Genomic DNA, 21,732 nt, shown 5'->3' on the forward strand with positions numbered 1-21,732 from the left:
TTCCCCGGGGCCGTGTTCTGTGAGGTCATGCGCCGAAGGTAGGAGCGGGCGGGCGGGCCGGTCCACGAGCCAGTGGGGCGTCCCGTCGATGGGCCCATCGAGGCAGCCGATGCCCGCAGGCAGACCGCCGTGCCCGCACGGGCGGCCGGGTCGGCCGGCTCGGAGAGGCCGGGCAGGCCGGGCAGGCCGGGCAGGCCGGGCGGTGGTGTCAGTCGCGACGGAGGACGAGGGCGAGCAGTCCGGGGAAGCGGGCGTCGAACTCCTCCCGCCGCAGCCGGTTGACCCGCCTGGGCCCCTCGTCGCGCTGCTCGACGAGGCCTGCCCCGCGCAGTACGGCGAAGTGGTGGCTGAGGGCCGCCTTCCCGACGGGCACGTCGAAGCTGCCGCAGGCCCGCGTCCACTCGGGCGAGCCCGCCAACTCCCTGACGAGGGTGAGTCGTACGGGGTCGGCCAGCGCGGCGAGCGCGGTCAGGACCGGGACGTCGTCGGGGTGGGCATGCTCGGGTGCGGCCCGATGACTGACGCTGCGCTCTGCCACGCCCGACTCCTTCGCGCTGCTTGCCGAGTGTTCGACAGAAACCATACACTCGCGAGTGTTCGCTTTTCATTGAACAGACGGGCGAGGAGTCCGGCATGCGCGCGATCGAGTTCCAGCAGTACGGCGGCCCCGAGGTCCTGGAGGCGGTGGAGGCGGACGTGCCCGAGCCCGGCCCCGGCCAGGTGAGCGTCGACGTGGCCTACGCCGGGGTCAACTTCGCGGACCTCAAGGCACGCGCGGAGGGCTACCGGGTCCCGGCGCTGCCGTTCCGGCCCGGACTGGAGCTCTCCGGCCGGGTGCGGGCGGTCGGCGACGGCGTGACCGGGCTGTCCGTGGGCCAGGAGGTGACGGCCCTGACGCAGAGCGGCGCATACGCGGAGGTGGCCGTGGCCGAGGCGGCGACCGTCTTCCCGCTGCCGCAGGGCGTCGACCTGCGCACGGCCGCGAGCCTCCTGGCGGTGCTGCCGACGGCGTACGCCCTGGTGCACACCGTGGGCCGGCTGCAGCCGGGCGAGAGCGTCCTGGTGCAGGGCGCGGCCGGCGGAATCGGCACCGTCGCCGGCCAGTTGGCGAAGGCGGCGGGCGCGGGCGCGGTGTACGGCGTGGTGTCGTCGGCGGCCAAGGCCGAGTACGCCCGCGGCCACGGCTACGACGAGGTGTTCGTCGGCGACTTCGACAAGGCGGTACGGGCGGCGACCGGCGAGCGCGGGGTCGATCTCGCCCTGGACCCGGTGGGCGGCGAGACGCTGAAGGCCTCCCTGGCCTCCCTCGCCGTCTTCGGCCGCCTGGTCTCCTTCGGCAACGCGAGCTCCGCCGAGCCGTGGCAGGTGGGCCAGCCGGAGCTGTACCCCACCGGCCTGTCGGTCGGCGGCTTCTCGATCCTCACGCTGGCCCAGACCGCCCCCGCCGAGCTGCGGACGCTGGTCGAGCGGGCCTTCGCCAAGGCAGCCGACGGGACGGTGTCCCTGCCGGTCACCGCCCAGTTCGCCCTGGAAGAAGCGGCCCAGGCACACCGGCTGATGGGGGCCCGAAAGAGCACCGGCAAGCTGCTGCTGAAGGTCTGAACCACTCGGCGCTCAGTTCACGGTGATCGAGTCCAGCTTCTCGCGCAGGTACGCATGGGAGTCGATCGGCTCGTACGCCACCCGGCCGACCGGCGCGGGCACGGACTCCACCAGCGTCCCCGGTGTGCACTCGCCGAAGTAGACGAGGGACATCAGCTCCTCGGCGGGCTCGTCGGCCGGGGGCGGCAGGACCCGGTGGCGGCCGGAGCGCCAGCGGTCGCCGGTCCAACGGGCCAGCAGATCACCGACGTTGACGGTGAAGGCGTCCGGGTCGAAGGGCGCGTCCTCCCAGCCGCCGTCGTCCGTCCAGACCTGGAGTCCGCCCCTTCCGGCCTGCCGGTCGAGGATGGTGACGGTGCCGAAGTCGGTGTGCGGGCCGATGCGGAACTGACCGGGCTGCGGCTCGCCGACGACCTCCGTGCCCGGATACCAGTTGATGTTGAAGCCGTAGGTGGGATGGTCCATGTGGCGGGAGAAGAAGTCCGGTTCGAGGCCGAGGGCCTGGCCGAGCAGGGACAGCAGCTCCTTCTCCAACTCGGCCATCCGCTCCAGGTACTCCTCGCACAACACCCTGAGCAGTGGCGTCTGCGCCGGCCAGACGTTCGGCGCGTACCACTGGGCGTTGATCACCGGGTCGTCGAAGGGCTCGTGGGTGGCGAAGGTCAGGGACTCCTTCAGGTCGGGGGGCGTCTCGGTCCCCTCCGCGTAGCCGTTGGCCTCCGCGCCGGGCCCGAGCCAGCCCCGTCCGCCGACCTTCGCGGCGTACGGCTGCTTGGCCTCGACGGGGAGGGTGAAGAACGCCCGGGCGACCTCCCGGATGCGCTGCCGCAGGACGGGGTCGACGCCGTGCCCGGTGACCAGCAGGAAACCGGCGGTCTGCAGGGCCTCGTCGACGGTGCGGGCGATCTCGGCCCGAGCCTCCAGATCGCCGTCCAGCCAGGGGCGCAGGTCGACGGTCGGGATGCGGGACGGGCGGGGGGTCTGGAGGGCCGGGGTCTGGGGGGCCGGGGGCTCACTCACCGATGTCCTCGTTCCACAGGGCCGGGTTGGTCTCGATGAAGTCGCGCATCATCGCGACGCACCCGGGGTCGTCCAGGAGCACGATCTCGACGCCGTGTTCCGCCAGCCAGTCGTGGCCGCCGTGGAAGGTGACCGCCTCGCCGATCACGACCCGCGAGATGCCGAACTGGCGGACCAGTCCGGAGCAGTACCAGCAGGGGGACAGGGTCGTCACCATCGTCGTACCGCGGTACGTGCGCTGCCGCCCCGCCGCACGGAACGCGGCCGTCTCCGCGTGCATCGAGGGGTCGCCGTCCTGGACGCGGCGGTTGTGCCCGCGGCCCAGCAGGACGCCGTCCGGGCCGTAGAGCGCGGCCCCGATCGGGACGCCGCCCTCGGCCAGCCCGGCGCGGGCCTCCTCGACGGCGGTGGCGAGCCAGGCGCGTTCCTGTGACTGATCCATGCGAACACTCTGCCAGCGTCGGCGACGCTGCGTAGGGTGACCCGACGTCGGGGATAACCCGAGGGGACAGGGGGGAGTCGCCTTGCAACCGGTCTTGATCGTGACGATCGTCCTCGGAGCGCTCGGAGCGCTCGGCCTCACCTGGGCGATCGCGAGCCTCCAGGTCATCCCGCAGGCCAGCACCGCCGTCGTCGAGCGGTACGGCCGCTACGCGCGGACGCTGTCACCCGGCGTCAACTTCGTGATCCCTTTCATCGACAGCATCCGCAACCGCATCGACATGCGCGAACAGGTCGTGCCGTTCCCGCCGCAGCCGGTGATCACCCAGGACAACCTGGTGGTCAACATCGACTACGTCGTCTACTACCGCGTGACCGACGCGCAGGCCGCGACCTACGAGGTCGCCAGCTACATCCATGCCATGGAGCAGCTCACCATCACCACGCTCCGCAACATCATGGGCGGCATGGACCTGGAGCGGACCCTGACCTCCCGTGAGGAGATCAACTCGGCCCTGCGCGGCGTCCTCGAAGAAGCCACCGGCAGGTGGGGCATCCTCGTCAACAAGGTCGAGCTCAAGGCGATCGAACCGCCCACCTCCATCCAGGACTCGCTGGAGAAGCAGATGCGCGCCGACCGCGACAAGCGTGCCGCGATCATCACCGCCGAGGGCATCCGTCAGGCCGCCATCCTGAAGGCCGCGGGCGAGCGGGAGGCCGCGAAGCTGAAGGCACAGTCGGACGTCGAGGTGGCCGAGATCCTGGCCGGGAACGCGGAGTCGGTCCGGAGCACTCCGCCCGAGCGGTTTTTCCCGGAACTCCAGTCCACCCACAAGCCCCTGCGCCCTGGCGACCCCCGAGCCCTCGGCCGCTACCGGCTCACCGCCCGCCTCGGCCACGGCGGCATGGGCACGGTCTTTCTCGGGCGCTCTCCGGGCGAGCGGTTGGTGGCGGTCAAGGTGATCCAGGACGACTACGTCGACGACCCGACGTTCCGCAAGCGGTTCGAGAAGGAGATCTCGGCCGTGCGCAAGGTCGGCGGCTTCCACACCGCGTCCGTCGTCGACGCCGACCCGGAAGGCAGCCCGCCCTGGCTGGCCACCGAGTACGTCCCCGGCCCCTCGCTGCATTACGTCCTGACCAACGTCGGCCCACTGCCGATGCCGACCGTGCGCACCCTCGCCGTCGGGGTCGCCGAGGCACTGGAGGGCATCCACTCCTGCGGGATCGTCCACCGTGATCTCAAGCCCGGCAACATCGTCGTGTCGGGCACCGGCCCCCGCGTCATCGACTTCGGTCTCGCCCGCGTCCTGGAGGACTCCCACATCACCCTCGCCCACCAGGTCGTCGGCACGCCCGTCTATCTCGCGCCGGAGCAGCTCAACGGAACGGCGATCACGCCCGCCGCGGACCTCTACGCCTTCGGAATGGTGCTATGTCATGCCGCCGGAGTCATGCCCCTGAAGCAGGGCCAGACCCTCACCGCCGCACTCGAGTCGCTGCCGGGACGCCTGGCGGCCGTCATCACCCGCTGCCTCCAGAAGAACCCCGACGACCGGCCGACCCCCGCCGAGGTGATCAACGCGCTCTCCCCGGACCTCTCGCCGTCCGAGGACTGGCTGTCGCCGCACCTGCGCGCACTGGTCGACCTCCACAACCGCCCCGCCGCGTCAGCCACTTGAGCGCTCTGTAGCCTGGCCCGATCATCGTGGGCTCGTGGGAGGAACGTTCATGGTTGCTGCTCCGGTGCTGGAGGAGCTGCGGGAGGTCTGCCAGCCGCAGGCCAAACTGGCGAGCCGCAACGGCGAACACTGGGCGGGCCGGCTGTACATGCGGCGGGTCTCCCTGCGCTTCACCCGCCAGCTGGTGCGCACCCGGGTCACCCCGGACCAGCTGACCTGGACGATGGTGTTGTGCGGGGTGCTGTCCGGGGCCGCGCTGCTGATCCCGGGCCTGGCCGGGGCCGTCCTCGCGGCCCTCCTCATGCAGTTGTTCCTGCTGTTCGACTGCGTGGACGGCGAGGTCGCCCGCTGGAAGGGCCAGAACAGCGCGACCGGCATCTACGTCGACCGGCTCGGCGCGTATCTCGCCGACGCGGCGCTGATGATCGGCTTCGGCTTCCGTGCGGCGGAGTCGGGCCTCGGCGGCTGGGCGGGCTTCAACGGCTGGGTGTCCCTCGGCCTCGCGACGGCGCTCGGCGTCGTGCTGCTGAAGGCGTCGACCGACCTGGTGGACGTGGCCCGGGCCCGGCGCGGACTCACCGTCGCCGACGACGAGGCGGCAGCGCCGCGCTCGCAGGGCGTCGCCTCGGTGCGCCGGCTCGCCGCCGCGTTCAAGATCCACCGGGTGACCAACGGCATCGAGGCGTCCCTGGTCCTCGTCGTCGTGGCGTTCGCCGACGCAGCCGCCGACTCCGTCGACCCGACCCGCTGGGCGCTCGCCGCCATCGCCGTCATCACCTGGCTGATGGTCCCGGCCCACCTGCTGTCGATCCTTTCGTCGTCCCGGCTGCGCTGACGATCTCCGGGTGGTCGGGCACACGGCCCGCTCCCGCCGGCATGGCGCGGGGGCGGGCCGTCATCCAACTCCGCGAGCATCAGCCGGATCTGCGTGAACAGACAGTGCCCGCGCGCCCGCCCTGGACGGCCCGTGGACCCGGTACCGCGTCCCGCACTCGCGCGGCGGGACGATCAGACCGGCCGCCCCCACACCCGCAACGCCGAGGTCCGGACACCGATCAGCCCCGGCCACGTCTCCGATCCGCAGACCGGAGCGCGGCGGCCTCGGTGCTCCCGGAGGCTGCATGGCCAGCGCCTCCAGGGCCTCCCCGGTGGCCCGCAGGCCGACGCGCCCCTCGTCCAGCTGGCGTGGGCGGCTGAGACGCGGGCGAGCGCGGCCGGGACGTCCCCTCGTGCACGGTCCGCGTGATCCGGGCCGCCACCACCGGCCCATACCCCTTCACCAGCGCCCGGTACGCCAGCAGCCCCTGCCGGTGCACGTCGCCGACGACGCGGTAACCGAACTCCGTGCGCCCCGAGTACGCGGGCAGCACACCCGTGGCCTCGGGGCGCAACGGGCAGGGGGTGGGCCGCGCGGCCGTCGGTCGCCCCTCTACGGTCAGTCGAGCTGTGTGATCCCCGGCAGCGAACCCGTCGCCGCGGCGTTCGCCGCGGGCAGGGCGGTGGGGTACATGCGCACATCGCTCACCGAGCCGTTGGCGTACTCACCGTACGTGCCCTGGAAGAGCCGACGGCCGATCTGCACCCCTCCGCCAGCGTTAACCGCGGATTCCTGAACCAACCCTTGGACGAGACCACCGGCCTCAATCTGCTCGGCGCACGCAACTACGACGCCGTCACCGGACGCTTCCTGAGCCCGGACCCGGTGTTCCAGGCCGGCGACCCCAACCAGATGGGCGGCTACACGTACGCGGCCGACAACCCGGCCAGCAGCAGCGATCCCAGCGGCATGGACGACTGGTACAACAAGGCAGTCGCCCCGCGCCTGGCGAAGCGCACGCGCTGACCCCGAGCGATGCGGGCGCGAGGAGAGTGCGATGACCTACCACTACGACCCGTTGCTCTACCCGGATCCGGCGGGCGCAGGGAGCCGCAGCGCCGCGCTCGCCACGGCCAACGCGGGGGCGCGGCCCGAGTTCACCGACCAGGACTCGTCGGCGGGACCGGGCCGGTGACGTGGCCGCGCGAAACAGTCGCCCGGTCGCCGTCGGTGTGCCTTTGCGGGAGCGGGGGTTCTTGCTGAGTGCGCTTCAAACGGTTCGACACACCGCGCACGTAACAAGGAGCCGCGCTCTCCCCGCCGTCGATCCCTTTTCGATGCAAAACGTAAGGTGACGCCGTGGCGAATCATCCAGGCTTCGGTGTGATCCTGACCCGACTGATGAATTACCGCCGAATGGATGTCGCGTGGCTGTCCTCGGCGTCCGGCATCCCGGAGACCGAGCTCCGCTCGGTGGTATCGGGTGCGCCGCCGCCGGCTTCGCAGCTCGACGGCCTCGCCCTCGCCCTCGGTTTCCACGCCGCCGACCTCTATGTGATCGCCGACATCCCGGTTCCGGAAGCCCTCACACCCCGGGACCCGGCCGCTGGGTCCGCAATCGCGCACATCGTCCAGGCCACGTTGGCGCTGCCTTCGGATCAGAGAGTCCACGTTCACCAGCTCATCGAGCAAATGCCGCTGGACCGCGAAGAACGTCCGTCCGCTCCGCCGTTCATCCATGACCAGCACGAGGCGGGCTTCGGCGCGATGATCGCCAACCTGCTGTGCAGCAACCGGAACCTGCAGTCCCCGACCGCCGCGGCCAAGATCCTGGCCCTGCTGACCGAAGGGCGTGTGTACCTGGCCGCCTCCACGATCAGCGGCATCGGCAGAGGCCGCGTTCCTCTGACACCGAAACTGGTGGTGGGCTTCGCGACCGCTCTCGGCATCCCGGCCGGCGACCTGGCGGCCATCACCGGCGTCGACCTCCCCGAGCCGCCGCCTCCCGACAATCCATTGGCGGCCGAGATGGCGGGGCTGCTGTGGAACTGCCGGCGCCTGACCACAACCCAGGTCGGGCACGTGCGCGACGAAGCGCGTTCGATGCTCGCAGCGATATCCGACGATGCCGCTGGCGAAGACTGGAACCGCGTCCATCACCACCACGGGAGATGGTGGGGTGCGCCGAGGCGGTAAGGGCTGCTGGAGGCGTTCTTCGGTGGCCGACTGGCCGTCCCTCGTCGTAGCCGCGTCAGGGAAGGGGCAGGGACCACGTACGCGCTGGTGGGCTCAACCCACGGCGAAGGACCGGCGGGCTCATTGTCCGAGCCGGCCGTCGTCCCCGGAGAGGCCCACTCCGCCGAGCACGGTGAGGTCCGTCCGGTGCGGTGGGGACGACAGCAGGGCGAGGACGTCCGCAGGGGCGGGGCCGTTCGTGGACGGCGGAGCGGTGAGGGCCGCTTGAGCACTGGCCTCGTCCTGCCAGACCTCGGTGACATGCACCTTGTCCGGATCGGCTGCGTCCTGACTGATCAGATAGACCTCACAACCGGGGAAGCCGTGCAGCCCCGCCGCGACCCTCAGGAGTACGGCGGCGAGTTCGTCGCCCCTGCCCTGGTGCGCTGTCATGGTCATCAATCGACCGATCATGCTCAGACCAAGGTGGAGATGCAGAACGGATGGCCTGCGGGGTCCAGCAGGACCCGCCAGCGGTCGGGTTCCGGCTGGACGGCGGGTTCGACCGCTCCCAGGGCGAGCAGCCGGGCCTGGGCCTCGTCCAGGTCGTCGACGCCGAAGTCGAGATGGGCCTGCTTCTCCTGGGAGGGGTCCGGCCAGGTGGGACGCCGGTAGTCGGTCAGCCGGTTGAATCCGAGTCCGGCGGATCCCTCCTTGCCGAGCATGACGAAGTCGTCGGTGGCGAAGGCCACGGGCAGGCCGAGAGCGTCGCCGTAGAAACGGGCCAGTTCGGCGGGGTCCGGGCAGTCGAAGGTGACGGCCGCGTAGCGGATGGCCGGGGCTGACGCGGCTGCGGGTGCGGTCGTGGGTGCGGATGCGGATGCGGTCTCAGCGCTCATGGGGGAGACGCTATGGCGGGACCAGGACAGGTTCGGTCCTGGTCGTGCGGGACACTTCAGGACGTGATCAGCACATCCGCCCGCCTGCTGCGACTGGTCTCCCTGCTGTCCGCCCGGCCGTCGTGGACCTGCGGCGAACTGGCCGAGCGCATGGCGGTGAACGAGCGCACGGTACGGCGGGACATCGCCAGACTCCGGGAGCTCGGCTACGGAGTCGAGTCCGACCCCGGACCATGGGGCGGTTATCGCCTCAGTGCCGGGGCCCGGGTGCCGCCGTTGATCCTCGATGACGAGGAGGCACTCGCCGTGGCCGTCGGCCTGCGCGAGGCCGCGCTCAGCGGCGTCCTCGGCGGCGACCAGGCCGCGCTGTCCGCGCTGCTGAAACTGCGGCAGGTACTGCCCCGCCGGATCGCGGACCGGCTGGGCGAGATGGACGCGGCCGTCGTGCACACCCCGAGGCCGGGTGAGCCGCAGATCGAGCCCGGCATGCTGCTGGAACTGGCCGCCGCGTGCCGCCGGGGCGAGCGCAGCCGGCTGTCGTACCGCGACCGGGAAGGGACGGCCACCGTCCGGGACGTCGACCCGTACCGCCTGGTGCACACGGGACGCCGTTGGTACTTCGTCGCGCGGGACGTGACGCGGGACGAGTGGCGGACCTTCCGGGCCGACCGGGTCGGCCGGATACAGCCGACCGGACGACCGGTGGAACTCCTCGACCCGCCCGACCCGGCACTGCTCGTCTCCCGCTCCATCGCGACCGGGGCGTACCCGCTCTACGTGACGATCCGCCTCCCGCTGCCCGTGGAGCAGGCACTTCGGCTGATCCCGCCGACCGTCGGCACCCACCGCCCGGAGGGCCCCGACGCCACGATCGTCGACATCGGCGGCCCCTGCGCGGACGGCCTCGCGCAGTACCTCCTCAGCCTGGCCACCCCCCTGCGGGTCCTGTCACCGGACGACGTACGAGAAGCACTGCTACGCCGTACTCGGGAGCTGTTCGAGGACAACGCGAACGGTCAGCCCCGGTAGAGAGATGTCGGCTCGACACCGTTCACAGTGCGCCGGGGCGCTCAAGGCACCGGCACCCCCGGCTCGAACACCGCGTAGTCCGTGATGGCGCGGCGGTAGCGGGTGTGGCCGGTCTCCTGGGCGTGGCCGCACTGCCACTCCTCCACGTCCGAGGGGTTCCGGTGGGCACCGGAACCGGAGTGGCAGTCGGCGCACGAGGTCTCGTACTCCACGTCGGCCGAGGCGTCCGGGACGAGTGCGTACTCCTGGAGGCCCAGGAAGGCTGTGTGGTAGCGGCGTTGGTGGCGTCGCAGGAGTACGTTCGCGTCGGTCTCGGCGGTGCCGTCGCGGCGGGTACGGGCCTGGTCGCGAAGGCCGGCCAGGTCTTCGCAGGCGGCGCAGTCGCGGACGGGGGCGGGGGCGGGCGGGTCGTGCGGCGCCTGGAACGAGCGGCAGTTGGCGGCGCGGACGCCTGCGGTGAGCCGTTCGGCGGGGGTGGCGGGTCGGATCAACTCCGGCCGGGTTTCCCACTCCCGTCCTCCGCCGACGGGGCGCAGCAGCGCGTAAGGGCCTGTCTTGCCCTGGTACTCCCCTGCCCTGTCCGACCTGGTGTCATAGACGACCGTTCCTGTTTCGAACTGGCTCTCGGTGTGCTCGGTCATGCCCCGTCCGTGCCCTCTCCGTACCGACTTCGTGACTCTGGGTGTGTAGAGCGTCGCGTGCGGGCACGGTCCGTATCAATGCCCGACGCGTGCCACACGCGCATGTCACGGAGGGGACGCGCCTTTGACCACCAACGCCATGCTGTTCGGGGAGCTGTTACGCCACTTCCGCGAGGGCGCACTGCTGACGCAGGACGCGCTGGCGCGGGCGATCCCCTGCGACCGGTCATTCGTGGCCCGCGTGGAGACGGCGACTCGGGTCCCACAGGAGCTGTTCGCGAAGCAGTGCGACGAAGTGCTGGACACGGGTGGGGCGCTGGAACGGCTGTGGAGGCGCATCGACTGGTATGCGCAGGTGGAGCATCCGGACTGGTTCCAGCGCATGGTGGACATGGAGGCGAAGGCTGTAGCGCTGTACGACTACCAGGCCATGCTCGTGCCTGGTCTGCTGCAGACCCCGGACTACGTCCGGGCGCTGCTCGCCCAACGAGCCAGCGGTGAAGTGCTCGAAAACCGGGTCATGGCCCGGCTCAGCCGTCAGCCGCGCTACCTCGCCGACGATGGACCCACGTACATCGCCGTGCTGGACGAGAGCTGCCTGCGCTACGCCGTCGGCAGTCCTGCCGTGATGCGGGATCAGTGCGCGCACCTGTTGGCCCTGGGACAACGCCCCAACATCCGCATCCAGGTGGTCCCGAGCGGTCGCTTCGATCTCGATCGCCCCAACCAATCGATGTCACTGATCACGTTGCCGACCGGCGAACGCTGGATCTACTCGGAGTCGCTGAGTCGCGGTTATTTCAACAACGATCCGAATGACTACGCCGAGATGAGCCGAATCTATGATGTGCTCAGGGCGGACATCCTGTCGGCTCGCGATTCAGCCGCTTTGATCGGCGACTTGATGGAGGATTACGGCGACCATGAACCAGCAGCAGCTGAACGCGGCGACCTGGGTCAAGAGCAGCTACAGCGGCAGCGACGCCGGGCAGTGCCTCGAAGTCGCCCCCGAATTCACCTCCGTCGTCCCCGTCCGTGACAGCAAGTGTCCCGACGGCCCCGTTCTCCTCCTTACCCACACATCCTGGGCCGCCTTCGTAAGTCGCGTACCGGAACTTTCGTAACCCAACGGACACCATGCGATCTGGCACATAGCAACTCCCTCTCCTTACCCTTGCGTTGGGAACCGGCCCTGGGGGAGGTGCGCGGTGCACGGACGGTTGTACGGGCGTGGGGCGCTGTTCGACGTCGAGCCCGCCGGTCTTGTACCGCGACTCGTGGGGATGCGTCCGTACGAGCTGCACGCGGAGCGGCTGGAGCATCCCGGCGGGCCGCCGCTGCTGGTGCTGGCCGGCGGGCGCGGGGTCGGCAAGAGCGCGGTGCTCGGGGAGTTGTGGGACGCGTACACCGAGCACAACCGCCGGGGTGAGGCCCGTCGGCGTACTCCGGTCGCGTTGATCGACTGTGAGGACGAGCAGTTCGCGCGGCCTCCGCACGAGGAGAGCCCCGAGTCCTGGTCGCCGGTGTGGCAGGCGTTGCTGGTGGTCGCCGAGCAGTTGACCGAACCGGTGAAAGCGGCGGGGCAGCTCACCTTTCCGCGGCTCACGGCGGGGCTGGTGGCCGTCCGGGCCAGTGACTGGAGCGGGCGGACCGACTCCGACCGCATCCGGCGTGAGCTGGTGCGGATCCTGCTGCTGAACGAGCGGGCGACGCGGTTCAGTCTGGCCGGGCGCTGGGCCGCCAAGGTCGCCTCGAAGGTGATCGCGGCGGCGAGCAGCGAGGACCCGTACGTCGCGGCCACCATCGAAGCCACCCTGGAGGCGCTCTCCGAGGGGGTCACGCAGCGCAAGGAGCAGCGGCCGGCCACCTGGTACCGCTCGTATCCGAACGCGGGCGGCAACGCCAAGCGCGGGCTGCTGCTGCTCGCCGGGAACTTCCGCGCCGGGGGCACCTCGCGCGAGCACGCCGAGCGGTGGCTGGTGCGGGCGCTGCTCGCCGACCTGGCCGAGTCGTACTCCGGGATCGGCTCGCACCTCAGGCGGCTCGGGCGGCCGCTCGTGCTGTTGGACAACGCGCGTAGCGGGCCCGGTCCGGGGCTGCTGGACGCCGTCCTGCGGGACCGGGCCGACGGCGTCGCCGATCAGGTGGTGTGGGCGGCGACCGTGCGCGGCGCCAACCATCCCGCGCTGGGGGACGCCATCCGCCGCGAGCTTTTGGACGTCGCCCGGGTCACGGACTGGGAGCCGGGCAGCTCGCCCTCCTCGCGGGCGCTGCTGGTGCCGCTGCCGCCGCTCTCCCCCGACGACACCCTGCACATGGTCGGCGCGGTCTGCGACGACGTCGAGATTCCGCCCCAACTCCCCCACGCCATCCACCGGTTGACTGGCGGCAACCCGCTCGGCATCGTCCTGCTGGCGACCGCCGCCCGCCAACATCCGGACAAGGCGGCCTCGTTGGGGCGGCTGCTCATCGCGAAGGTCAAGCTGGAGGAGGGGCAGCCCGACGACGGCCGTCCCGCCTACGCCGAACTGCTCGGCCGGCTGGTCCCCGAGGACCGGCTCGACGAGCTGACGGTCCTCGCCGCCGCCCACGGCCACGACTCCGCCGTAGCCCTCGCGCACGCCCAGCTCCCGGACGACTTCGGCTCGTCGGGCGTACGGTCGCTGCGGGCGCGGCTCACCGAGGAGGGGCTCGCGGCCTCGCCGGGACACTTCGTCGGCGACCCCTTCGTGCGGACGTTGCTGCTGCTGCGCCTGCACCACCGGCACTCCGACCACGCCAAGTGGCGCGAGGTGCACGAGACGCTGATCGCCCACTTCGCGACCGGCCTCGGTTTCCGGACCCCGCATCCCGGCGTCGACGCCTTCCGCCTCTACCACGAGCTCTCCCTCGGCGACACGGCCGGCGCGGTGGCACACCTGCGTGACACCTTCACCACCCTGCGCACCCGCACCTGGCTGGACACCCTCCGCTTCCTGGCGTCCGCGCCCTACTTCCACGCGCACGACGCCGAGGGCCGCGACGACGGCCACGAGGACCGCAGGTCCGCGATCGCGCTGGGGCGCACGGACGCCGCCCAGCAGCCCCCGGAGGGCGTCAACGCCTCCCTCCACCTGCGGATACGGCGGCTGCTGCACGCGATGTGGCAGGTCACCGACCCGCTGGTGCTGCCGGATCCGAAGGTGTGCGGGCGGCTGGAGTTCGAGCTGCTGCAACTGTCCGACCTACGGCCCGCCGGGGGCGCGCTGCTCTTCGCGGCCTCCCAGGCCTGGCCCCGGGACGCCCTCGCCGGCCGCCCCCTGCGCACACCGGCCGAGGACGGCGACGCAGACGACGACGGGAGCGGGAGCGGGGACGGCAACGGGCCGGACGACGGGGACGACGACGGCGACGACGGGGACGGGGTGGCGTGATGGCCGACGGAGGCAGGAACGGCGACAGAAGTCCGCTGGTGCGGTGGCTGCGGGAGGTCTGGGAGATCCGTCTCTACCGCTATCTGGCGCTGCTGGTCACGGCGGCCCTGGTGGTCGGGGTGGTCTTCGCCGTGCGGGCGGTCACCAAGGAGAACCGTGCCTGCGGGCCCGGCGTGGCCCGTCCGGCCGACAGCGACGAGTGCGTGGGCGTGGCCACGGGACCGTACGACTTCGGGCATGCCCAGCTGCGGGACACGGTGCAGGCCATCGACCGGGAGAACGACCGGCTCAAGGCGGGCAGTTATGTCACCATCGCGCTGATGCTCCCGTACACCGCGTCCACTCCCTCCACGCTCAGCGACATCCAACACGAGGTACAGGGCGCGTACTTGGCACAGTGGCAGGCCAACCACACCTCCAACGGGCAGGCCCCGTCGATCCGGCTGGTGCTCGCCAACCCGGGGGCCACCAGCGACCACTGGGAGACGATGGTCGACCAGCTGGAGCGGATGACGAAGAGCGCCGACCGGCTGCGCGCGGTCGCCGGGGTCGGCCAGAGCACCGACAACAACAAGAAGGCCGTGGAGGAACTGACCAAGCGGGGCATCCCGGTGGTCGGCGCGTCCATCACCGCCGACGACCTCGCCAACGGCCGGCGCGGCAAGGACCCGCTGCCGGGGCTGGCCCGGGTCGCCCCCACCAACACCGACGAGGCGCGCGCCCTGGCCTCGTTCGCCAAGGTCAACGCGGGCCGGGCGCTGCTGGTGTACGACAAGCCGGGCGACCCGTACACCCGGACGCTCCAGACGTCGTTCACCGCGCTGCTCAAGGGCTCGCCCTACGAGCCGCAGCCGTTCACCCCGCCAGCCGACCGCACCCAGGAGGGGACGACGGCGAACACCTTCCGGCAGATCACCCACCTGGTGTGCGACACCTCGCCGGAGACCGACACGATCCTGTTCGCCGGCCGCCACACGCAGTTGCGCCAGTTCATCAACGCGCTCGGCACCCGAGGCTGCCAGAACCGCAGGTTCACGGTGCTGACCGGCGACGAGGGCTCGTATCTGTCCGGCGACAAGAAGCTGGACCGCACGGCGCTCACCCACAACCTGTCCGTCCGCTACACCGCTCTGGCCCACCCGGACGCCTGGACGCAGTCCCCGCCGGGGCGGGGCGGCTCGGCGGGGGACGCGAAGGTCCTCACCGACCTCCTCGCCCGCGCCGTCCGCGAGCCCATCGGCCCGATCGGCCCGGCCGCCCTGGACGACGGCCAGCTGATCATCGCCTACGACGCGATCACGCTGGCCGTCCACGGCATCCGCGAGGCCACCCCCGACGGCGCCGCCGTGCCGCCCCTCGCCGACGTCGGACTGCAGTGGCCGCAGGTCAAGGGCTCGCTGCGGGTGAACGGGGCGAGCGGCTGGATCTGTCTGGACGTGCACGGCAACCCGTACGACAAGGCCGTGCCGATCGTGGAACTCCACGCCGACGGCGGCTCGCGCTTCGTGCGCATCGCCTGGCCGGAGGGGAAGCCGCCGGCGGGGGAATGCCTGCCGCCGTCCTGAGCCGCTACGTGCCCTGACCCCCGCCGAGCTGCTCGATCAGGCGTTCGAATCGAGCCCGCCACTCCCACTCGCTCTCCCCCTCGCCCCCGTCTTTACCCTCACCTTCAGCCTGGAACTCGTGGGTGAAGCGCAGGACCGTGCCCTCGTCCCCGTCCCGCTCCAGATGGAAGCGGATCCGGCCGCCGGCCGCCACCGTGTACTCGGCGACCCGGTCCACGTCCCACGCGGTGACCTGCCCCGCGCCCAGACCGCGCAGGGCGACCGTGCCGCCGAGCCGGGGTTCGAGGACGTCGACGGCCGTCCACCAGCCGCCGAGCCCCTCCGGCGTGGACAACGCCGGCCAGACCGCCCCCATGACCCCCGGGAGCCGCACCAGGAAGTGCAGGATGTGCGTGTTCCCGTGGGTCTGGCTGGTGCCCTGTTCGACGGAACCGCTCATGACACCAGCCTGACCCCCGGGAACCGGTTTCGCACGGTTACGGCCGCTGCCCCACCTTGTCGACGACCGCTCGGCGCACCGTCGCGGAGTCGCTGAACACGGTCCCCTTCTTGAACTTCCCGTAGTCCCGGGTGAAGGTCGTCCGCTGTCCGAGCATCTGGTGCGTCTTCTTGTCGAAGATCCATTCCACCCGCAACGGCAGCTTCGCGTCTTCGTAAACGACCGCCACCCCGTGCCGTCCGAGGACGTCCACGGCGTCCTCCCGCACGGTCACCCCGGGGATGCGGGCGGCGACCCGGTAGAGCGCGGCGGCCTGGGCGGGTGGCACGATGCCGTCCGTCATCATGTCGCCCACCGTCAAGAACAGCATCTGGTCCCTGTTGAAAACGATGGGCCGCGCGCCGTCGATCAATTCGATCCCGAGCACAGAGTGAGCGGCCAGCCAGTCGTGCATCGCGTCCGGGTCGGTGGGCAGGGACTCGAGGTAGGCGTATCCGGCGTACCCCTGCCGGGTGTAGTTCTCCGGCTCGTAGCGGGGGTAGCTCACATCACCCGAGAAGGTCGCGTCCCGGATCACGCCTTCGCTGCGGCCGTCCACAGACACCCAGACCTCCCTGCGATGCAGGGGTTTGACGACTGGCTTCCCGTCCTTCCCGATCCTGGTGGAGGTCACCTTGGTCTCGACGTACGTGAACTGGTCGTCACGGATCTTGCCGTACCCGTTCTGGTGGCCGGCGACCAGCGCCGCGTCCTCCAGCACGGCGGCTGCCGTGGTGACGCGCGGTCCGGAGCCGGAATCGCCGGACGACGGCAGCAGCGTGAAGGTGACGGCGGCGACGGTCGCCACGGCCGCCGCCGTGAGCGCGGGGCGCAGCCACGGGTTCCGCTTGCGGACGGGCTTGCGGACGGGGGCCTGTTCTTCTTGCCGGATCTCGGTCATCAGATGCTCCTTGAGGAGTTGGTGACGGCCCGGCGGGAGGTCTTTCTCAGGCAGTTCTGGAAGCTGGTTCATCGGTTTCCCTCCCTCAGGGGGCCGACCGCGGTGATGCGGTCACCTCTCATCTGTCCGTAGGTTTGCGGGAGTTCCGTATATTTAGCGAGTTTCGTCCGCGCCCTCGACAACCGCGACCGCACCGTCCCGACCGGCACCCCCAGCGCCTCGGCCGCCGCCGCGTAGTCCAGCCCGCCCCACACGCACAGTGCCAGCACCTCCCGCTCGGCCCGCCGCAGCTTCGCGAAGGCGGCGCGCACCAGGGCGAGCCGGTCCGCGTCGTCCAGGCGCCCGGCGACCTCGTCGGCGAAGTCGTCCAGCGCCTCGCCGCGCGGGAGCCGGGCGACGGCCGCCGCGTGTCTTCGGGCCGCGCGGCGGGTGTTGCGCGTGACGTTGGTGGCGATGCCCAGCAGCCACGGGCGCAGCGAACCGCCGTCCTCGTCGAGCTTCTCGCGCAGCCGCCAGGCGTCCAGGAAGGTCAGCGAGACGACGTCCTCGGCGACCGTCCACTCCCCCGTGAGCCGGAAGGCGTGGTTGTAGACGGAGCGTGCGTAGGCGTCGAAGAGCTCACCGAAGGCGTCGTGGTCCCCCGCGCGGATGCGTTTCCTCAGCGTTCTGATCGTGCTCGGAGTCGTATCCACGTCCCCTTACCTGTCCGTACGACGAAGGCCGGTTCCCGTGACCCAGGTCACAGAAACCGGCCTCTGCCGTGAGCGGCCTACGGCTCAGACGCCCGCGTACGAGTGCTTGCCGGAGACGAAGATGTTGACGCCGTAGTAGTTGAACAGCCAGCAGCCGAAGGCGATCATCGCCAGGTAGGCGGCCTTGCGGCCCTTCCAGCCGGCGGTGGCGCGGGCGTGCAGGTAGCAGGCGTAGGCGACCCAGGTGATGAACGACCAGGTCTCCTTGGGGTCCCAGCCCCAGTAGCGGCCCCAGGCGTCGCCGGCCCAGATCGCGCCCGCGATGATCGTGAACGTCCAGAGGGGGAAGACGGCGGCGTTCACGCGGTAGGCGAACTTGTCGAGCGAGGCCGACGCCGGGAGGCGGTCCAGGACCGAGTTCGCGAACTTGCCGGGCTTGCCGCCGGTCGCGAGCTTGTTCTCGTAGGAGTCCTTGAACAGGTACAGGATCGTGGCGACCGCGCCGACGTAGAACACCGCGCCGCAGAAGATGGCGGTGGAGACGTGGATGTACAGCCAGTACGAGTGCAGGGCCGGGACGAGCTGGTCGCTCGCCGTGTAGAGGACGGTGACCGCGAGGCCCAGGTCCAGCAGGACCGTGGTGATCAGGAACAGGCCGAGCCAGCGCACGTTCTTCTTCAGCGCCAGCAGCCCGAGGTACACGCCGACGGCCACGGTGGAGAAGGTGATGTTGAACTCGTACATGTTGCCCCACGGCGCGCGTTCCACCGAGGCCGCGCGGGCCACGACGCCGGCCAGCTCGACCAGGAAGGCGAGCACCGTGAGGGAGACGGCGATCCGGCCGTACATGTCGCCCTGCTCGTCACCGCCGTGCGCGCCCGGCCCGTCGGGCACGTCGCGCGCGCCGGCCGCGGAGCGCACCACGACCTGCGGACGCTCCAGGACGGCCGTGCCGCCGTTCTTCTTGACGGTGACGGCCGGGCCCTTCGCCGCGGCCTGCGCCTCGGCGGTCAGCGCGGCGGCGGTGCGGCCGACCTTGCTGCGGCCGCCGAGGAGCCATTCGGCGATGTATGCGAAGAAGGCCAGCGTGTAGACGGCCATCGAGGAGTAGATCAGCGTGTTGCTGATGTTCGCGAGATTCTCGTTGGAGGCGGCGGCCAGATCGGTTGCGGCGGCGAGAGTCACTTCGCAGGCCCTTCGGCAGGTACGACTTCGGGTTCGGGGGAATCGGTGGGGTCAGGTTCCGGGGCTCCGGGAGCCTGGTCGTACAGGGTTCCGGCGAGGTCGCCGAGTTCCTCGGGCACCTTGGCGGACTCGCTGCGGCCGAGGCCGGCCATCTCGACGACCGTGACACCGTCGGCGTCCTTCACCGCACGCACCCACACCCGGCGGCGCTGGATGAACAGGGAGGCGGCCAGGCCGAAGATCGCGGCGAGCGCGCCGCCCAGCGCCCAGCCGCTCCCCGGCTGCTGGGTGATCTGGAAGTTCGCCCACTGCTTGGTGCCCTCGTAGGTGATCGAGCCGGCGCCGCCCGGGAGGGTCAGGGTCTCGCCGGGCTGCAGGTTCTCCCGCACCTGTGCGCCCTTGGCGTCCTTGAAGTCCTTCATATGGGTCTTCTCGAGCTGGTACACGCTCTGCGGGATGCCCGAGTTGACGCCGAGGTCCCCGTGGTACGGGACGAGGTTCAGCACGGGGTTGAGCAGCGCGGGGAAGCTGGAGGCCGTCTCCATGCCCTTGACGTACGACGGCAGGAAGAACGCCTGGAAGGCGAGCTGCTCGGAGACGCCCTTGGCGTTCTTGTAGCCGTCGTAGACCTTGACCACCCCGGAGGAGGTGACGTTGGAGTCCAGCGGCAGCAGCGGTACGGCGTCGCTGTAGACGACGTCGCCCTTGCCGTCCCGGACGGTGACGACGGGGGCGTAGCCGTGGGCGGTGAGGTAGACCTTGGAGTCGCCGATCTCCAGCGGGTGGTTGACCTTGACGAGGTCCTTCTTGCCCTTCCCGTACGCGCCCACGCTGTAGGTGAGGGCGGCCTGGTAGGTGCGCGGGGTCCCCTTGTTGGGGCCGCTCGTCTCGTACGTGCCGGTGAACTTGTCCAGGCTGAAGCTGAACGGCGTGAGGTCGTCGGTGTTGAAGAGGGTGCCGGACTTGAAGTCGTCGTACTGGGTGAGGGTGTTGGAGAAACCGCCGTCGCCCTCGACGACCAGCTTGTTGCCCTCGGACTTGTACAGCTGGCCCCAGGCGAAGGCGACCAGCATCACGATCAGCGCGACGTGGAAGGCGAGGTTGCCGACCTCCCGGAGATAGCCCTTCTCGGCGGCGACGGCGTCTCCGGCGAGGTGGGCGCGGAAGCGGCGCTTCTTCAGCAGGGCGAGCGCGGCCTCGCGGACCTGCTCCGGCTCGGCCTCGGTACGCCAGGTGGTGTAGGCGGGCAGCCGGGTCAGCCGCTTGGGTGCGCCCGGCGGACGGCCGCGCAGCTGGCCCACGAACTGCCAGGTGCGGGGCACGATGCAGCCGATGAGGGAGACGAACAGCAGGATGTAGACCGCGGAGAACCACACCGAGCTGTAGACGTGGAAGAGGCCGAGCCTGTCGTAGACCGGCGCGAGCGTCCGGTGCGCCTGGCGGAAGTCGGCGACCTTCGTCTCGTCGGTGCCGGACTGCGGGATCAGCGAGCCGGGGATCGCGCCGAGCGCCAGCAGCAGCAGGAGCAGCAGCGCGACCCGCATGGAGGTGAGCTGACGCCAGAACCAGCGGGCCCAGCCGACGAGCCCCAGGCCGGGGCCACTGGCCAGGGAGTCCACGGGCGCGGTGGACAGCTGGGAGCCGGCGGCGCCGAGGTCCTGGTCGTCGGGGGCGACGGGGGTCGCCTCACCGGTCGCCGAGGCCGTGCCGGTCGTCGAGGTCTCACCGGTCGTCGAGGTCGTGCCGGTCGGGCTCGCGCCGGTTGTCGGGCTTTTGCCGGGTGTCGTGGTCTTGCTCATGAATCAGATCCCCACAGTGAAGCCGGCGGACCAGGACTGGATGTCCTGCACGAGGCGGTCCCACGCACCGGTCAGCAGCAGCAGACCGGTCACGATCATCATCGTGCCGCCGATCCGCATCACCCAGACGTAGTGACGCTTGACCCAGCCGAAGGCGCCGAGCGCCTTGCGGAAGGCGACCGCGGCGAGCACGAACGGCACACCGAGGCCGAGGCAGTAGGCGACGGTCAGTATGGCACCGCGGCCCGCGCTTCCCTGCTGGGAGGAGAGGGCGATCACGGAGGCGAGGGTGGGGCCGATGCACGGGGTCCAGCCGATGCCGAACAGCGCGCCGAGCAGCGGGGCGCCGGCCAGTCCGGCGACGGGCCGCTTGTGGAAGCGGAACTCCCGCTGGGTCATCCAGGGCATCAGCCCCATGAAGAAGACGCCCATGATGATCATGAGCACGCCCAGCACCTTGGACAGGACGCCCTGGCTGTCCTGGAGGTTCTGGCCGAAGTAGCCGAACAGGGCGCCGCTGGAGACGAACACGGCGGTGAAGCCGAGGACGAAGAGGGAGGCGCCGGCGACCATCCGGCCGCGGCGGGCCTCGGCCAGGTCGGTGCCGGCGACGCCGGTGACGTACGACAGATAGCCGGGGACGAGCGGCAGGACACAGGGCGAGAAGAAGGAGACGAGACCGCCCAGCAGGGCGATGGGCAGGGCGACGAGCAGGGCGCCGTTGAGCACCGTGTCGTTGTAGCCCGTCGCGGCGAGCGTGCTGACTGCGCTCACGTCACTTCTCCGCGACGACCGGGGAGATCATCTTGCGCAGCTTGTCCTCGCTGAGCGCGGCCAGCGAGCGGGCGGCGATCTTCCCCTCCCGGTCGATGACCAGCGTGGAGGGGATGGCCTGCGGGTTGAGGGTGCCCTTCTTGAAGCGGAGCATCAGCTTGCCCGTCGGGTCGTACAGGCTGGGGTAGGCGATGCCGTACTGCTCGTCGAAGGCGACGGCGTTGCGGGCCTTGGTGTCCCGGGTGTTGAGGCCGACGAACTGCACGCCGTCGGCCTGGAGGTCCTGGTAGACCTTCTGGAAGCCGGGCGCCTCGGCACGGCACGGGGAGCACCAGGAGCCCCACACGTTGAGGACGACGACCTTGCCCTTGTAAGCGGCCACGTCCAGCTGCTTGCCGTCGATGGTCTTGCCGGACAGGTCGGGCGCGGCGACCCGTTTCCCCTTCTCCACGGTGGAGATGCCGTCCTTGCCCATCACGAAGTTGGTGTCACCGCCTCCGCCGGCTGCGCCTCCTGAGGTGCACGCGGACAGCAGTGACGCCGCGGCTACGGCGACGACGACAGACAGGGGGGCGCGGCTGGCGGCACTCATGTGAAAAGTTTCGCATGCCCGTTCCGG

23 protein-coding genes and 3 pseudogenes are annotated in these 21,732 nt (G+C 70.8%); 12 read left to right on the top strand and 14 right to left on the bottom strand.

The window, feature by feature from the left end; translation table 11 throughout:
- Positions 1-208: 208 nt before the first annotated feature.
- The gene (locus tag ACIBTS_RS35320; RefSeq protein ID WP_399324786.1) at positions 209-583 is read right to left on the bottom strand and encodes an ArsR/SmtB family transcription factor; all 375 of its coding nucleotides are present in this window, start codon (positions 581-583) and stop codon (positions 209-211) included.
- 50 nt (positions 584-633) lie between these two features.
- Between ACIBTS_RS35320 and ACIBTS_RS35325 the strand changes: the two genes are divergently transcribed.
- The gene (locus tag ACIBTS_RS35325) at positions 634-1,602 is read left to right on the top strand and encodes a zinc-binding alcohol dehydrogenase family protein (RefSeq protein WP_399324787.1); all 969 of its coding nucleotides are present in this window, start codon (positions 634-636) and stop codon (positions 1,600-1,602) included.
- A 12-nt stretch (positions 1,603-1,614) separates the two neighbouring features.
- Here ACIBTS_RS35325 and ACIBTS_RS35330 read toward each other — a convergent pair whose 3' ends face one another.
- Together ACIBTS_RS35330 and ACIBTS_RS35335 are read right to left on the bottom strand one after the other, a co-directional pair.
- The gene (locus ACIBTS_RS35330) at positions 1,615-2,622 is read right to left on the bottom strand and encodes an isopenicillin N synthase family dioxygenase (RefSeq protein WP_399324788.1); all 1,008 of its coding nucleotides are present in this window, start codon (positions 2,620-2,622) and stop codon (positions 1,615-1,617) included.
- Complete coding sequence (locus ACIBTS_RS35335) at positions 2,615-3,064, bottom strand: nucleoside deaminase (protein WP_399324789.1); 450 nt, start codon at positions 3,062-3,064, stop codon at positions 2,615-2,617. Before ACIBTS_RS35335 ends, ACIBTS_RS35330 begins: the two co-directional genes overlap by 8 nt.
- A gap of 82 nt (positions 3,065-3,146) precedes the next feature.
- Here ACIBTS_RS35335 and ACIBTS_RS35340 point away from each other — a divergent pair.
- The 3 genes and pseudogenes from ACIBTS_RS35340 to ACIBTS_RS35350 all read left to right on the top strand — a co-directional run.
- A pseudogene (locus ACIBTS_RS35340) lies at positions 3,147-3,854 on the top strand (SPFH domain-containing protein); the annotation flags it as partial.
- A 93-nt stretch (positions 3,855-3,947) separates the two neighbouring features.
- Positions 3,948-4,745: pseudogene (locus tag ACIBTS_RS35345) on the top strand (serine/threonine-protein kinase); the annotation flags it as partial.
- Positions 4,746-4,794: 49 nt separating this feature from the next.
- Complete coding sequence (locus ACIBTS_RS35350) at positions 4,795-5,580, top strand: CDP-alcohol phosphatidyltransferase family protein (RefSeq protein ID WP_399324790.1); 786 nt, start codon at positions 4,795-4,797, stop codon at positions 5,578-5,580.
- Between the two features lie 600 nt (positions 5,581-6,180).
- Here the strand turns inward: ACIBTS_RS35350 and ACIBTS_RS35355 are convergent.
- Positions 6,181-6,327 (bottom strand): hypothetical protein, encoded by a 147-nt coding sequence (locus tag ACIBTS_RS35355; RefSeq protein ID WP_399324791.1) that lies wholly within the window; start codon positions 6,325-6,327, stop codon positions 6,181-6,183.
- Between ACIBTS_RS35355 and ACIBTS_RS35360 the strand changes: the two genes are divergently transcribed.
- The 3 genes from ACIBTS_RS35360 to ACIBTS_RS35370 all read left to right on the top strand — a co-directional run bounded on the left by ACIBTS_RS35360 (position 6,322) and on the right by ACIBTS_RS35370 (position 7,758).
- Positions 6,322-6,588, top strand: coding sequence for an RHS repeat-associated core domain-containing protein (locus ACIBTS_RS35360; RefSeq protein WP_399324873.1), 267 nt, complete (start codon positions 6,322-6,324; stop codon positions 6,586-6,588). The two genes, ACIBTS_RS35355 and ACIBTS_RS35360, sit on opposite strands and share 6 nt — an antisense overlap.
- Positions 6,589-6,619: 31 nt before the next feature.
- A complete protein-coding gene (locus tag ACIBTS_RS35365) occupies positions 6,620-6,757 on the top strand; it encodes a hypothetical protein (RefSeq protein WP_399324792.1) in 138 nt (45 codons plus the stop codon).
- Between the two features lie 164 nt (positions 6,758-6,921).
- Complete coding sequence (locus ACIBTS_RS35370) at positions 6,922-7,758, top strand: hypothetical protein (RefSeq protein WP_399324793.1); 837 nt, start codon at positions 6,922-6,924, stop codon at positions 7,756-7,758.
- Positions 7,759-7,878: 120 nt separating this feature from the next.
- Here the strand turns inward: ACIBTS_RS35370 and ACIBTS_RS35375 are convergent, their stop codons facing one another.
- Together ACIBTS_RS35375 and ACIBTS_RS35380 are read right to left on the bottom strand one after the other, a co-directional pair.
- On the bottom strand, positions 7,879-8,211 hold the full coding sequence (locus tag ACIBTS_RS35375) for a putative quinol monooxygenase (protein WP_399324794.1): 333 nt from the start codon (positions 8,209-8,211) through the stop codon (positions 7,879-7,881).
- 2 nt (positions 8,212-8,213) lie between these two features.
- On the bottom strand, positions 8,214-8,636 hold the full coding sequence (locus ACIBTS_RS35380) for a VOC family protein (protein WP_399324796.1): 423 nt from the start codon (positions 8,634-8,636) through the stop codon (positions 8,214-8,216).
- Between the two features lie 63 nt (positions 8,637-8,699).
- Between ACIBTS_RS35380 and ACIBTS_RS35385 the strand changes: the two genes are divergently transcribed.
- A complete protein-coding gene (locus ACIBTS_RS35385) occupies positions 8,700-9,665 on the top strand; it encodes a helix-turn-helix transcriptional regulator (RefSeq protein WP_399324797.1) in 966 nt (321 codons plus the stop codon).
- Between the two features lie 41 nt (positions 9,666-9,706).
- Here ACIBTS_RS35385 and ACIBTS_RS35390 read toward each other — a convergent pair whose 3' ends face one another.
- A complete protein-coding gene (locus ACIBTS_RS35390; protein WP_399324798.1) occupies positions 9,707-10,306 on the bottom strand; it encodes a hypothetical protein in 600 nt (199 codons plus the stop codon).
- Positions 10,307-10,445: 139 nt separating this feature from the next.
- On the opposite strand from ACIBTS_RS35390, the gene ACIBTS_RS35395 reads away from it, so the two are divergent.
- From ACIBTS_RS35395 to ACIBTS_RS35410, 4 genes and pseudogenes are all read left to right on the top strand, one after another.
- Positions 10,446-11,345 carry a Scr1 family TA system antitoxin-like transcriptional regulator gene (locus tag ACIBTS_RS35395; RefSeq protein WP_399324874.1) on the top strand — a complete coding sequence of 300 codons (900 nt, stop codon included), beginning with the start codon at positions 10,446-10,448 and terminating at the stop codon, positions 11,343-11,345.
- Positions 11,314-11,430, top strand: a pseudogene (locus ACIBTS_RS35400) (DUF397 domain-containing protein); the annotation flags it as partial. The gene ACIBTS_RS35395 and the pseudogene ACIBTS_RS35400, both read left to right, overlap by 32 nt.
- Before the next feature lie 84 nt (positions 11,431-11,514).
- Complete coding sequence (locus ACIBTS_RS35405; protein WP_399324799.1) at positions 11,515-13,719, top strand: hypothetical protein; 2,205 nt, start codon at positions 11,515-11,517, stop codon at positions 13,717-13,719.
- Complete coding sequence (locus tag ACIBTS_RS35410; RefSeq protein WP_399324800.1) at positions 13,719-15,284, top strand: hypothetical protein; 1,566 nt, start codon at positions 13,719-13,721, stop codon at positions 15,282-15,284. Before ACIBTS_RS35405 ends, ACIBTS_RS35410 begins: the two co-directional genes overlap by 1 nt.
- A gap of 4 nt (positions 15,285-15,288) precedes the next feature.
- Here the strand turns inward: ACIBTS_RS35410 and ACIBTS_RS35415 are convergent, their stop codons facing one another.
- The 7 genes from ACIBTS_RS35415 to ACIBTS_RS35445 all read right to left on the bottom strand — a co-directional run bounded on the left by ACIBTS_RS35415 (position 15,289) and on the right by ACIBTS_RS35445 (position 21,705).
- Entirely contained in the window at positions 15,289-15,723 is a 435-nt protein-coding gene (locus ACIBTS_RS35415; protein ID WP_399324801.1) for a hypothetical protein, read from the bottom strand.
- Positions 15,724-15,760: 37 nt separating this feature from the next.
- A complete protein-coding gene (locus tag ACIBTS_RS35420) occupies positions 15,761-16,735 on the bottom strand; it encodes a CU044_5270 family protein (RefSeq protein ID WP_399324802.1) in 975 nt (324 codons plus the stop codon).
- Entirely contained in the window at positions 16,732-17,325 is a 594-nt protein-coding gene (locus ACIBTS_RS35425) for an RNA polymerase sigma factor (protein ID WP_399324875.1), read from the bottom strand. Before ACIBTS_RS35425 ends, ACIBTS_RS35420 begins: the two co-directional genes overlap by 4 nt.
- 114 nt (positions 17,326-17,439) lie before the next feature.
- Positions 17,440-18,540: a c-type cytochrome biogenesis protein CcsB gene (gene ccsB, locus ACIBTS_RS35430; RefSeq protein ID WP_399324803.1), complete on the bottom strand. Its 1,101-nt coding sequence runs from the start codon at positions 18,538-18,540 to the stop codon at positions 17,440-17,442.
- Entirely contained in the window at positions 18,537-20,339 is a 1,803-nt protein-coding gene (locus ACIBTS_RS35435) for a cytochrome c biogenesis protein ResB (protein WP_399324804.1), read from the bottom strand. The genes ccsB and ACIBTS_RS35435 overlap by 4 nt, the downstream gene beginning before the upstream one ends.
- A gap of 3 nt (positions 20,340-20,342) precedes the next feature.
- Positions 20,343-21,113 (bottom strand): cytochrome c biogenesis CcdA family protein, encoded by a 771-nt coding sequence (locus tag ACIBTS_RS35440; protein ID WP_399324805.1) that lies wholly within the window; start codon positions 21,111-21,113, stop codon positions 20,343-20,345.
- A 1-nt stretch (position 21,114) separates the two neighbouring features.
- A complete protein-coding gene (locus ACIBTS_RS35445) occupies positions 21,115-21,705 on the bottom strand; it encodes a TlpA family protein disulfide reductase (RefSeq protein WP_399324806.1) in 591 nt (196 codons plus the stop codon).
- Positions 21,706-21,732 lie beyond the last annotated feature (27 nt).

It is taken from the genome of Streptomyces sp. NPDC050121 (assembly GCF_044460385.1).
GTDB classification, from domain to species: domain Bacteria; phylum Actinomycetota; class Actinomycetes; order Streptomycetales; family Streptomycetaceae; genus Streptomyces; species Streptomyces soliscabiei.